Annotated in this window: 10 protein-coding genes; 9 read left to right on the forward strand and 1 reads right to left on the reverse strand. The window is 68.4% G+C overall.

Features of this window, described 5'->3' with window-relative positions:
* Positions 1-540 (reverse strand): adenylosuccinate lyase (locus F3T56_RS36410; protein WP_149829661.1); only part of this gene is annotated, 540 nt, incomplete at its 3' end.
* Positions 541-846: 306 nt separating this feature from the next.
* Between F3T56_RS36410 and F3T56_RS36415 the strand changes: the two genes are divergently transcribed.
* The 9 genes from F3T56_RS36415 (at position 847) to pssA (ending at position 11,953) form a co-directional block, all read left to right on the forward strand.
* On the forward strand, positions 847-2,646 hold the full coding sequence (locus F3T56_RS36415; RefSeq protein WP_149829649.1) for a 3-hydroxyacyl-CoA dehydrogenase family protein: 1,800 nt from the start codon (positions 847-849) through the stop codon (positions 2,644-2,646).
* A gap of 193 nt (positions 2,647-2,839) precedes the next feature.
* On the forward strand, positions 2,840-3,646 hold the full coding sequence (locus F3T56_RS36420; RefSeq protein ID WP_216373046.1) for a TetR family transcriptional regulator: 807 nt from the start codon (positions 2,840-2,842) through the stop codon (positions 3,644-3,646).
* Positions 3,647-4,058: 412 nt separating this feature from the next.
* The gene (gene ccrA / locus F3T56_RS36425) at positions 4,059-5,396 is read left to right on the forward strand and encodes a crotonyl-CoA carboxylase/reductase (RefSeq protein ID WP_149829652.1); all 1,338 of its coding nucleotides are present in this window, start codon (positions 4,059-4,061) and stop codon (positions 5,394-5,396) included.
* Between the two features lie 9 nt (positions 5,397-5,405).
* Positions 5,406-7,565: a protein meaA gene (locus F3T56_RS36430; protein ID WP_425473707.1), complete on the forward strand. Its 2,160-nt coding sequence runs from the start codon at positions 5,406-5,408 to the stop codon at positions 7,563-7,565.
* On the forward strand, positions 7,562-8,524 hold the full coding sequence (locus F3T56_RS36435; protein WP_149829654.1) for an HpcH/HpaI aldolase/citrate lyase family protein: 963 nt from the start codon (positions 7,562-7,564) through the stop codon (positions 8,522-8,524). Before F3T56_RS36430 ends, F3T56_RS36435 begins: the two co-directional genes overlap by 4 nt.
* 5 nt (positions 8,525-8,529) lie before the next feature.
* A complete protein-coding gene (locus F3T56_RS36440; protein ID WP_149829663.1) occupies positions 8,530-9,054 on the forward strand; it encodes a MaoC family dehydratase in 525 nt (174 codons plus the stop codon).
* Between the two features lie 2 nt (positions 9,055-9,056).
* Positions 9,057-10,262, forward strand: coding sequence for an acyl-CoA dehydrogenase family protein (locus F3T56_RS36445; protein ID WP_149829655.1), 1,206 nt, complete (start codon positions 9,057-9,059; stop codon positions 10,260-10,262).
* 181 nt (positions 10,263-10,443) lie between these two features.
* Positions 10,444-11,100 (forward strand): phosphatidylserine decarboxylase, encoded by a 657-nt coding sequence (locus tag F3T56_RS36450; protein WP_149829657.1) that lies wholly within the window; start codon positions 10,444-10,446, stop codon positions 11,098-11,100.
* Positions 11,101-11,131: 31 nt separating this feature from the next.
* The gene (pssA, locus tag F3T56_RS36455) at positions 11,132-11,953 is read left to right on the forward strand and encodes a CDP-diacylglycerol--serine O-phosphatidyltransferase (protein ID WP_149829665.1); all 822 of its coding nucleotides are present in this window, start codon (positions 11,132-11,134) and stop codon (positions 11,951-11,953) included.
* Positions 11,954-12,222 lie beyond the last annotated feature (269 nt).

The raw sequence follows: 12,222 nt of genomic DNA on the forward strand, positions 1-12,222 counted from the left end.
CGCCGCCTCGGCGAGGTTCGGATGAGCGAGCGCCTCGTTCAGTACGGGCCTGGCCCGGGCATCTCCCAAGGTCCCCAGCCCCTCCACACACGCGAGAGCGACCCGGCGGTACGGGTCATGCGGCCGCAGCCTCCGCTGAAGCGTGGTGATCAGCGCCGGCACAGCCTCGGGCGCACGAAGCTCGACAAGCAGCCGTACCGGATGCAGGGCATACGCGACCCGCAGCTCATTCGTGGCGAGGGCCGCCGCCGCCCGGGCGGTGCGCGGGTCCGCGAGCCGGGCCAGGGCATACGCCGCGGAGGCGCATCGCGGCGGATCCCGGTGATTCAACAGCAGGACGAGCGCCTCGAAGGCCCGCCGGTCCCCCGCGACGCCCAACCGGAACGCGGCCAACTCCCTCGCCCACAGCGGCTGTCCGGGCTCGGTCAGCACGGCCGCCAGCTCATCCGTACTGTCGGTCACGACAAGCCGCTCGTACCCGGCCGACCCTCCTGCCTCGCCCCGCACACGCTCCGTGAGTGATCGCAACTCCTCGTCCATGCCCCGAGCGTACGGGCGCGTCCGCCCTTCGGGGACGTACATCACAAACCCGGGGGCTGGCGCGCTCGTTACCCACCGGTTAAGCTCAGACGAGCGAGATACCCACTCGTGTTCGCTTACGACGGTTTGGTGACGCGGCCGCCGTGAGCACAGTCGGTTCGGTACCTGGAGTTTTCGGTACCTGGAGTTTCAGTACGGCTCGGCCTCGGGACAGGGCCGGTCGGTTCAGCCGTTCCCCCTGGGCGTGTGCGCGCCCACAGGGCGCGCTCCTCCCTCAGTCGTCACCCTCATTCCTGGAGTCCCGCGATGGCCACTCCCCTGTCCCCCGTCTCTCCCCTGAAGACCATTGCCGTGGTCGGCCTCGGCACCATGGGCACCGGTATCGCCGAGGTGCTCACCCGGGCCGGCCGCGAGGTCGTCGGCATCGACATCAGCGAGGCGGCGGCCGGTCGTGCCGTCGCCGCGCTGGAGGCCGCGACCAAGCGCGCCGTGGGCCGCGGCCGGCTCACCGAGCGGGAGCGCGGCGACGTCCTCGCCCGCTTCCGCACCTTCACCGATCTGCGCGCCGCCGCCGACGCCGACCTGGTGATCGAGGTCGTGCCGGAGTCGTACGAGATCAAACAGCATGTCTTCCGTGAACTGGACTCGATCGTCCGCCCCGACACCGTCCTTGCCACCGGCACGAACGCCCTGTCCGTCACGCGTCTCGCCGCCGACTCGGCCCGCCCCGAGCGCGTCCTCGGGCTGCACTTCTTCAACCCGGCGCCCGCGATGAAGCTGGTCGAGGTCGTCTCCTCGGTGCTGACGGCGCCGCAGGCCGTCGCCGCCGTCACGGATCTCGCCCTCGATCTGGGCAAGGAGCCCGTCGCGGTCGGCGACCGGCCCGGTTTCGTCGCCGACGGGCTGCTGTTCGGCTACCTGAACCAGGCCGCCGCGATGTACGAGGCCAAGTACGCCTCCCGCGAGGACATCGACGCGGCGATGCGGCTCGGCTGCGGTCTGCCGATGGGCCCGCTGGCCCTGCTCGACCTGATCGGCGTCGACACCGCGCGTACGGTCCTGGAGGCCATGTACGCGGCCTCGCACGACCGGCTGCACGCGCCGGCGCCGATCCTCAAGCAGCTCAGCGAGGCGGGCCTGACGGGCCGTAAGTCGGGGCGCGGCTTCTACACGTACGAGGCCCCTGGCTCCGCCACCGTCGTGCGGGACGCGCTGACGCCGCTGGAGGGTGTCGCGCTCACCGAGGGCCGTACCGTCCGTTCGGTGGGTGTCGCGGGCTCCGGGACCATGGCGTCCGGGATCGCCGAGGTGTTCGCGAAGGCCGGGTACGAGGTCGTGCTGGCCGCGCGCAGTGAGGAGAAGGCGCAGGCCGCCAAGGCCCGTATCGGCAAGTCGCTTTCGCGCTCTGTCGACAAGGGGCGGATGACGGTCGAGGCCGCGGCCGAGACCCTGGACCGGATCACCCCGGCGGGCTCGTACGACGCGTTCGCGGACGTCGACCTGGCGTTGGAGGCGGTGGCCGAGGATCTTGAGGTCAAGCGGCAGCTGTTCGCGACCTTCGACAAAGTCTGCAAGCCGGGCGCGATCCTCGCCACCACCACCTCTTCACTGCCCGTCGTCGCCTGCGCCCGCGCCACCTCGCGCCCGCAGGACGTGATCGGCATGCACTTCTTCAACCCGGCCCCGGCGATGAAGCTGGTCGAGGTGGTCCGTACCGTCCTGACCGCGGACGACGTCCACGCCACGGTCCGCGAGCTGTGCGCGAAGGTCCGCAAGCATCCGGTGGACTGCGGCGACCGGGCCGGTTTCATCGTGAACGCGCTGCTGTTCCCGTACCTGAACAACGCGATCAAGATGGTCCAGGAGCACTACGCGACGCTGGACGACATCGACGCGGCCATGAAGCTGGGCGGCGGCTACCCGATGGGGCCGTTCGAACTGCTGGACGTGGTCGGGCTCGATGTCTCGCTGGCCATCGAGAAGGTGCTGCACCGCGAGTTCCGCGACCCGGGGCTCGCCCCGGCGCCCCTCCTGGAGCACCTGGTGGCCGCGGGCTGCCTCGGCCGCAAGACCGGCCGTGGCTTCCGCGAATATGCCAAGCGCTGAGGGTCCGGGCGACCGGTTCACGGCGGGCGGGCAGGCGGGCAGGCAGACTGGCGGGCACTGGGGCGGGCTCCTCACCCCGGGCGGACATCCCCCGTACACCCGCTCCGCCCGCCCCGCCGATCCCCCGTCCGAGCAGGGCTGGGGAACCGGTGGACGTGCGCACTCTCCTGCACGGATGCAGTACGTTCGGGGCATGTCCCAGCCCGCCAAGTCCTCACGTACACCAGCTACGCCCGACGCGCCGGAGAGTGCCGCGGGCAGTCGCGCCGCCGCCCAACGGCTCAAGATGCGCCGGGAACTGGCGGCCGCGGCCATGGAGCTGTTCTCGACCAAGGGGTACGAGGCGACCACCGTCGACGAGATCGCGGCGGCGGCCGGCGTCGCCCGCCGCACGTTCTTCCGCCACTTCCGTTCCAAGGAAGAGGCGATCTTCCCGGACCACGACGACACCCTGATCCGCGCCGAGGCGGTGCTCAACGCGGCCCCCGCGCACGAGCACCCGCTCGACACGGTGTGCCGCGGCATCAAGGAAGTCATGAAGATGTACGCGGCCCGGCCGGAGATCTCGGTGGCCCGCTACAAGCTGACCCGCGAGGTGCCCACCCTCCGGGAGGCCGAGATCGCCTCCGTGGCCCGCTACGAGCGCCTCTTCACCCGTTATCTGCTGGGCCACTTCGACGAGCACGCCCACCACGACGACGTGGGCGACGACCCGCTGCTCGCCGAGGTCGCCGCGTCGGCGGTGGTCACCGCGCACAACCACGTGCTGCGGCGATGGCTCAGGTCCGGCGGCCACGGAGACGTAGAGGCCCAGCTCGACCGCGCTTTCGCGATCGTCCGCAAGACGTTCGGCACCGTCGGCGCGGGCCGGACCATGGCACCCGAGCCGGCCGCCGCGACGGCCTCCACCCACGGCGAGGTCCTGGTGACGGTGGCCCGGACGGACGCTCCCCTCGACGAGGTCATGCGGACCATCGAGGAGGCGTTGAGGGGCCGCTGAGACCGCCCTTCACCAATCGGTAACTGTGACGACGGCCACCCCACGGGGTGGCCGTTTTGGCACGTCAGGACCCCTTTTTCACCCCCACTTGATCGATCATCGCTCACTTGTTACGTAAAGATTTCACCTGAGCGAACTTTCTGGCACTCCGTGCCTTGCGGGGTGACACGGCGTGCCATACGTTGAAGGAGTCCGGGCGGCCGGCGTGCAGCGACCTTTCGTACGCCGGCTGTCCCCGCAAGCCAGGTGCTTGCGCGCCCGGACGCCTGCGTCACAGGCACCCTTCCGCGCCACAAAGCGCCGCCGAAAGCACCACCCTCCGCCGGACCGACGGCACCACAGAGCACAGCAGCACCCGACGTAACCCTCAACAGCGTCTTCCCTCAGGACGCTCGTCGCCGGAGGCACCACCGTGAAGGAAATCCTGGACGCGATCCAGTCGCCGGACTCCACGTCCGCCGACTTCGCCGCTCTGCCGCTCCCCGAGTCGTACCGCGCGATCACCGTGCACAAGGACGAGACGGAGATGTTCGCGGGCCTCACCACCCGCGACAAGGACCCCCGTAAGTCGATCCACCTGGACGACGTGCCGGTGCCGGAGCTCGGCCCGGGCGAGGCCCTGGTGGCCGTCATGGCCTCCTCCGTCAACTACAACTCCGTGTGGACCTCGATCTTCGAGCCGCTGCCGACCTTCGGTTTCCTGGAGCGCTACGGCAAGCTCAGCGAGCTCACCAAGCGCCACGACCTGCCGTACCACATCATCGGCTCCGACCTTGCGGGCGTCGTCCTGCGCACCGGCCCCGGCGTCAACGCCTGGCAGCCCGGCGACGAGGTCGTCGCGCACTGCCTGTCCGTCGAGCTGGAGTCCAGCGACGGTCACAACGACACGATGCTCGACCCCGAGCAGCGGATCTGGGGCTTCGAGACCAACTTCGGCGGCCTGGCGGAGATCGCACTGGTCAAGTCCAACCAGCTGATGCCGAAGCCGGATCACCTGAGCTGGGAGGAGGCCGCCGCTCCCGGTCTGGTGAACTCCACCGCGTACCGGCAGCTGGTCTCCCGCAACGGCGCCGGTATGAAGCAGGGCGACAACGTGCTCATCTGGGGCGCGAGCGGCGGACTCGGCTCGTACGCCACTCAGTTCGCGCTCGCGGGCGGCGCCAACCCGATCTGTGTCGTCTCCAGCGAGCAGAAGGCCGGCATCTGCCGGGCCATGGGCGCCGAGGCGATCATCGACCGCACCGCCGAGGACTACAAGTTCTGGAAGGACGAGCACACCCAGGACCCCAAGGAGTGGAAGCGCTTCGGCAAGCGCATCCGCGAGCTCACCGGCGGCGAGGACGTCGACATCGTCTTCGAGCACCCCGGCCGGGAGACCTTCGGCGCGTCGGTCTACGTCACGCGCAAGGGCGGCACGATCGTCACCTGTGCCTCGACGTCCGGCTACAACCACGAGTACGACAACCGGTACCTGTGGATGTCCCTGAAGCGGATCATCGGCTCCCACTTCGCCAACTACCGCGAGGCCTGGGAGGCCAACCGCCTCATCGCCAAGGGCAAGATCCACCCGACGCTGTCGAAGGTCTACTCCCTGGAGGAGACCGGCCAGGCGGCCTACGACGTGCACCGCAACCTCCACCAGGGCAAGGTCGGCGTGCTGTGCCTCGCCCCCGAGGAGGGCATGGGCGTGCGCGACCACGAGAAGCGCGCCCAGCACATCGACGCCATCAACCGCTTCCGGAACATCTGAGGTCCAGAGATGACTGAGCGTCAGTCCGCGGCTGCGCCTGAGGGCGCGCCCGTGTCGAAAGAGACGAAGGCAAGGGAGCGCAGCGACCGCGGACTGAGGAACGTCGACGCGGGCACCGAGCGCCCTCAGGCGGAGCCGCAAAAGGAAAAGGACCGGCCGTGGCTCATGCGCACGTACGCCGGTCACTCCACGGCCGAGGCGTCCAACGAGCTGTACCGGCGCAACCTCGCCAAGGGCCAGACCGGTCTGTCGGTGGCGTTCGACCTGCCGACGCAGACCGGTTACGACTCCGACCACATCCTCGCCCGCGGCGAGGTCGGCCGGGTCGGCGTGCCGGTGGCCCATCTCGGTGACATGCGCCGGCTGTTCCAGGACATCCCCCTGGAGCAGATGAACACCTCGATGACCATCAACGCCACCGCCATGTGGCTGCTGGCGCTCTACCAGGTCGTCGCAGAGGAGCAAGGTCTCGATGCGGAGGCCATCGCCCAACTCCAGGGCACGACCCAGAACGACATCGTCAAGGAGTACCTGTCCCGGGGCACGCATGTCTTCCCGCCGGGGCCGAGCCTCCGCCTGACGACGGACATGATCGCGTACACGGTCTCCCACATGCCGAAGTGGAACCCGATCAACATCTGCAGCTACCACCTGCAGGAAGCCGGGGCCACGCCGGTCCAGGAGATCGCGTACGCGATGTCGACGGCGATCGCGGTGCTGGACGCCGTCCGTGACTCGGGGCAGGTGCCGCAGGAGCGCATGGGCGATGTCGTCGCCCGTATCTCCTTCTTCGTGAACGCGGGCGTCCGCTTCATCGAGGAGATGTGCAAGATGCGGGCGTTCGGCCGCATCTGGGACCGCATCACGCGCGAGCGGTACGGCATCGAGAACCCCAAGCAGCGCCGCTTCCGGTACGGAGTCCAGGTCAACTCCCTGGGGCTGACGGAGGCGCAGCCGGAGAACAACGTCCAGCGGATCGTGCTGGAGATGCTGGCGGTGACGCTGTCCAAGGACGCACGCGCGCGTGCCGTGCAGCTGCCGGCCTGGAACGAGGCGCTGGGTCTGCCCCGGCCGTGGGACCAGCAGTGGTCGCTGCGGATCCAGCAGGTTCTCGCCCACGAGAGCGATCTGCTGGAGTACGAGGACATCTTCGAGGGCTCCCACGTCATCGAGGCGAAGGTGACCAAGCTGGTCGAGGAGTCCTTCGCCGAGATCGAGCGGATCCAGCAGATGGGCGGCGCGATGGCCGCCGTCGAGTCCGGCTACCTCAAGTCGCAGCTGGTCGCCTCGCACGCCGAGCGCCGGGCCCGGATCGAGTCCGGCGAGGAGAAGATCGTCGGCGTCAACATCTTCGAGTCGACGGAGCGGAACCCGCTGACCGCAGACCTGGACGCGGCGATCCAGACGGTCGACCCGGCCGTCGAGGCCCGCGTGATCAAGTCGCTCCAGAACTGGCGGGATACGAGGTACCAGCCGCCCTTCAACCACCCGCGCCCCTGCAAGGCGCTGGAGCGGCTGAAGGAGGCCGCGAAGGGCACCGGCAACCTCATGGAGGCCACCCTGGACTGCGCCCGCGCGGGGGTCACGACCGGCGAGTGGGCCGGGGCGCTGCGTGAGGTGTTCGGGGAGTTCCGGGCGCCGACCGGTGTCTCGTCGGCGCCGGTGGCCGTCCCCGCCGAGGAGGGCTCGGCCATGTCCGAGGTCCGCCGCAAGGTGGAGCTGACGGCGAAGGACCTCGGCGTCGGCAAGCTGCGCTTCCTGGTCGGCAAGCCCGGCCTGGACGGGCACTCCAACGGGGCCGAGCAGATCGCCGTGCGAGCCCGGGATGCCGGGTTCGAGGTGGTCTACCAGGGCATACGGCTCACCCCCGAGCAGATCGTGGACGCGGCCCTCGCCGAGGACGTGCACGCGGTCGGGCTCTCCATCCTCTCCGGCTCACACGCGCAGCTCGTGCCGGACGTCCTCGAACGGCTGCGGGACGCCGGTGCCGCCGACATCCCGGTGATCGCCGGCGGGATCATCCCGAACGGTGACGCCGAGCAGCTCAGGGCCGCCGGAGTGGCCGCCGTCTTCACCCCGAAGGACTTCGACATCACCGGGATCATCGGCCGTATCGTCGACGAGATCCGCAAGGCCAACAAGCTCGACCCTCTGGAGGTCCCCGCATGACGACCGTCAACCGCCTTCGCCCCCGGCGTTCCTGCCTGGCGGTTCCGGGCTCGAACCCCCGCTTCCTGGAGAAGGCGCAGGGTCTCCCGACGGACCAGGTCTTCCTCGACCTGGAGGACGCGTGCGCGCCGCTCGCCAAGCCCGAGGCGCGGCACACCATCGTGAAGTTCCTCAACGAGGGCGACTGGACCGGCAAGACGAGGGTCGTGCGCGTCAACGACTGGACGACGGAGTGGACGTACCGCGACGTCGTGACGGTGGTCGAGGGCGCCGGGCAGAACCTGGACTGCATCATGCTGCCGAAGGTGCAGACCGCCCAGCAGATCGTCGCCCTCGACCTCCTCCTGACCCAGATCGAGAAGACGATGGGCTTCGAGCTCGGGAAGATCGGCATCGAGGCGCAGATCGAGAACGCGCAGGGCCTGAACAACGTCAACGAGATCGCGCAGGCCTCCCCGCGCGTCGAGACGATCATCTTCGGCCCGGCCGACTTCATGGCGTCGATCAACATGAAGTCGCTGGTCGTGGGCGAGCAGCCGCCCGGCTACCCGGCGGACGCCTACCACTACATCCTGATGAAGATCCTGATGGCCGCCCGCGCCAACAACCTCCAGGCGATCGACGGCCCCTACCTCCAGATCCGCAACATCGACGGCTACCGCGAGGTCGCCCAGCGCGCCGCCGCCCTCGGCTTCGACGGCAAGTGGGTGCTGCACCCGGGCCAGGTCGAGGCGTCCAACGAGATCTTCTCGCCCTCCCAGGAGGACTACGACCACGCCGAGCTGATCCTGGACGCGTACGACCACTACACGTCCGAGGCGGGCGGCAAGAAGGGCTCCGCGATGCTCGGCGACGAGATGATCGACGAGGCCAGCCGCAAGATGGCCCTGGTCATCTCCGGCAAGGGCCGGGCGGCGGGGATGACCCGTACGTCGAAGTTCGAGATCCCGGAGGCATGAGCGCGATGCAGTTCGGACGCACCTACGAGGAGTTCGAGGTCGGGGCGGTCTACAAGCACTGGCCCGGGAAGACGGTCACGGAGTACGACGACCACCTCTTCTGTCTCCTCACCATGAACCACCACCCGCTCCACATGGACGCCAACTACGCCGAGAAGACGACGGACTTCGGCAAGAACGTCGTGGTCGGGAACTACATCTACTCCCTGCTGCTCGGCATGTCCGTCCCGGACGTCTCCGGCAAGGCGATCGCCAACCTGGAGATCGAGTCGCTGCGCCACGTGGCGCCGACCTTCCACGGCGACACGATCTACGGCGAGACGACCGTGCTCGACAAGTGGCCATCGAAGTCGAAGAACGACCGCGGCATCGTCCATGTCGAGACCAAGGGCTACAAGCAGGACGGCACGCTGGTGTGCGTGTTCCGCCGCAAGGTCATGGTGCCGACCGAGACGTACATCAAGGAGCGCGGCGGCGAGCAGCCCGGCCGCCCCCAGCTCAAGGCCCCTTCGGAAAAGACGGAGAAGTAGCCATGGCGCGACTCGCCCAGACCCACGGACTCACGGACGTCCAGCAGGAGATCCTGTCCACCGTCCGCGACTTCGTGGACAAGGAGATCATCCCGGTCGCGACGGAGCTGGAGCACCGCGACGAGTATCCGCAGCAGATCGTCGACGGGCTGAAGGAGCTGGGCCTGTTCGGCCTGATGATCCCGGAGGAGTACGGCGGTCTGGGCGAGTCCCTGCTCACGTACGCCCTGTGCGTGGAGGAGATCGCCCGCGGCTGGATGTCGGTGTCCGGGATCATCAACACGCACTTCATCGTGGCGTACATGCTCAAGCAGCACGGCACCGAGGAGCAGAAGGAGTACTTCCTGCCGAAGATGGCACTCGGCGAGATCCGGGGCGCCTTCTCGATGTCGGAGCCGGGCCTTGGCTCGGATGTGTCGGCGATCACATCCAAGGCGGTCAAGGATGGCGACGAGTACGTCCTGAACGGTCAGAAGATGTGGCTGACGAACGGCGGGACGTCAACGTTGGTCGCCGTTCTCGTCCGAAGTGACGAAGGACACCCCGAGGGCACGGCGCCCCACAAGTCGATGACGACCTTCCTGATCGAGAAGGAGCCCGGTTTCGGAGAGGTCCGCCCCGGCCTCACCATTCCCGGCAAGATCGACAAGATGGGTTACAAGGGCGTCGACACCACCGAACTCATCATGGACGGACTACGCATTCCGGCCAATCGCGTACTCGGCGGCGTCACCGGCCGAGGGTTTTACCAAATGATGGACGGCGTCGAAGTCGGGCGCGTGAATGTGGCGGCCCGTGGCTGCGGCGTCGCGCAGCGTGCGTTCGAACTCGGTGTCCAGTACGCCCAGCAACGGCACACTTTCGGCAAGCAGATCGCCCAGCACCAGGCGATCCAGTTCAAGCTGGCCGAGATGGCTACCAAGGTCGAGGCCGCCCATGCGATGATGGTGAACGCGGCACGCAAAAAGGACTCCGGGGAACGAAACGACCTCGAAGCAGGAATGGCGAAGTACCTCGCCAGCGAATACTGCAAGGAAGTCGTCGAGGACGCCTTCCGGATCCACGGCGGTTACGGCTTCTCCAAGGAGTACGAGATCGAGCGCCTCTACCGCGAGGCGCCGATGCTGCTGATCGGCGAGGGTACCGCCGAAATCCAGAAAATGATCATCGGTCGCAGGCTGCTCGAGGAGTATCGGTTCCAAGGTTAACGCCGGGAATTATGTCTGCTTCGGGGTGTTTTCTTCGAGAAGAAGATCACACCCCGTCAGCACTCTTCGGCCGTCGACTCGTCTTCCTGCCTTACCCAGTTGCGGGCCGCGACCGGTACGATCCTGGGAAAAGCCGCCGTCCCCAGTCACCGCGCGGCATCGTCCGCTACGAAGGTCATCCATGCCCCACAGCCAAACCTCTGCACCACGCGACAGCCGAGTCGGCGTACGCCTCGCGCGCGGAGCATCGCCGTGGCTTCTCCCGACCGTCGCCACCGCAGCCCTCAGCCTCGCCCGCTCGCGCCGCTCCGGCGTCGCCCGGGCCGTGGCCGTGCCCGCCACCGCGCTCGCGGCGGGCATGCTGTGGTTCTTCCGCGACCCCGAGCGTGAGATCGCCCAGGGCCGGGTCATCTCGCCCGCCGACGGAGTGGTGCAGAGCATCATGCCGTGGAAGGACGGCCGCACCCGCGTCGCGATCTTCATGAGCCCGCTGAACGTCCACGTGAACCGCGCGCCGCTCTCCGGCACGGTCACGTCGGTGGAGCACATCCCCGGCGGGTTCGTCCCGGCGTTCAACAAGGAGAGCGAGAACAACGAGCGCGTCGTCTGGCACTTCGACACCGAGCTCGGTGACATCGAGATGATCCAGATCGCCGGCGCCGTCGCGCGCCGTATCGTCCCGTACATCCCCGAGGGCACCAAGGTCGAGCAGGGTGACCGGATCGGGCTGATCCGCTTCGGTTCGCGCGTCGACATCTATCTGCCCGAGGGTGTCGAGGTCGATGTCGAGGTGGGACAGAAGACCGTGGCTGGGGTGACTCGCATTGACCGTGGTTGATCCGGAGACTCAGACCGGCCAGACCGGCTGGGTGCCCGACGCCGACGAGGTGGAGGACGACGCGGAGGAAATGCCGCTGTCGCTCCGCCTGTCAATAGCGGACACGCTCACCCTGGGCAACGCCACGTGTGGCTTCATGGCGGTGTACTTCACCACCACCGGCATCCTGATCCCGCACCTCACCGGCAGCGAGGAGACGGGCATGGCCCGCCACAGCGCGGCCACCGCCGTGATCCTGATGCTGTGCGCGGCGATCTTCGACCTGTTCGACGGCCTGGTCGCGCGCAAGCTGCGCTCCTCGCCGATGGGCGCGGAGCTGGACAACCTCTCCGACCTGATCAGCTTCGGCCTGGCACCGGCGTACTTCGTCCTCGTCTACGGCATGGTCGCGAACGACGCGCACCAGCGGGTGGCGGCGGTGGGGGCGATCGTCGTCCTACTGGCCGTGGTGCTACGCCTCGCCCGCTTCTCCTGCGTGACGGTGAAGGACGGCACCTTCCAGGGCATGCCGTCGCCCTTCGGTGCGCTGACCGTCGTCTCGATCGTGCTTCTCGAACTGCCCTTCGTGGCGACCCTCCTGGCGATCATCGGCACCGCGTGGCTGATGGTGAGCCGGGTCGAGTACCCGAAGCCGCGGGGGCCGCTCGCGGTGGCGGTGCTCTCCTGGATCGTCCTCTCCATGGGCCTTCTGATGGCCTGGGCCTTCGACGCCCCCGGCGGTCAGCTCCTCCTCCAGACCGGCTGCGCCCTGCAGCTCGTCATGGGCGCGGTGATCCCCCTGTTCGCCACGGCCCGCCGAGTGAACAACTTCCGCGACAACAGGCGCGAGGCGAGGGCGGCGCAGCTTCCGTAGCCGCCGCCCAGCTCTACGGCATACCGAGGGCCCGAACCAAAAGGTTCGGGCCCTCTTCGCGCCGCCGTGCCGACAACGGCGGATTCCCGCCCCCGCCGCCCCTACCCATTCCCATCCCCCAGGGGCTGCGCCCCTTCAACCCCCCGCCTACCAGCTCGGGGGCTTTGAGGCGGGTGCGGGTTGTGTGGGGGCTGGTCGCGCAGTTCCCCGCGCCCCTAAAAGCCCGGGCGCGCCCCCTGCTTTTAAGGGCCGTAGGCCCTTAAGGGGCG

Source organism: Streptomyces tailanensis, from assembly GCF_008386495.1.
Taxonomy (GTDB): domain Bacteria; phylum Actinomycetota; class Actinomycetes; order Streptomycetales; family Streptomycetaceae; genus Streptomyces; species Streptomyces tailanensis.

Excerpts from the sequence above, each read along its gene's own strand:
- F3T56_RS36415 (WP_149829649.1), top strand. The coding sequence starts at position 847 with ATGGCCACTCCCCTGTCCCCCGTCTCTCCCCTGAAGACCATTGCCGTG.
- F3T56_RS36420 (WP_216373046.1), top strand. The coding sequence starts at position 2,840 with ATGTCCCAGCCCGCCAAGTCCTCACGTACACCAGCTACGCCCGACGCG.
- F3T56_RS36430 (WP_425473707.1), top strand. The coding sequence starts at position 5,406 with ATGACTGAGCGTCAGTCCGCGGCTGCGCCTGAGGGCGCGCCCGTGTCG.
- F3T56_RS36435 (WP_149829654.1), top strand. The coding sequence starts at position 7,562 with ATGACGACCGTCAACCGCCTTCGCCCCCGGCGTTCCTGCCTGGCGGTT.
- F3T56_RS36440 (WP_149829663.1), top strand. The coding sequence starts at position 8,530 with ATGCAGTTCGGACGCACCTACGAGGAGTTCGAGGTCGGGGCGGTCTAC.
- F3T56_RS36445 (WP_149829655.1), top strand. The coding sequence starts at position 9,057 with ATGGCGCGACTCGCCCAGACCCACGGACTCACGGACGTCCAGCAGGAG.
- F3T56_RS36450 (WP_149829657.1), top strand. The coding sequence starts at position 10,444 with ATGCCCCACAGCCAAACCTCTGCACCACGCGACAGCCGAGTCGGCGTA.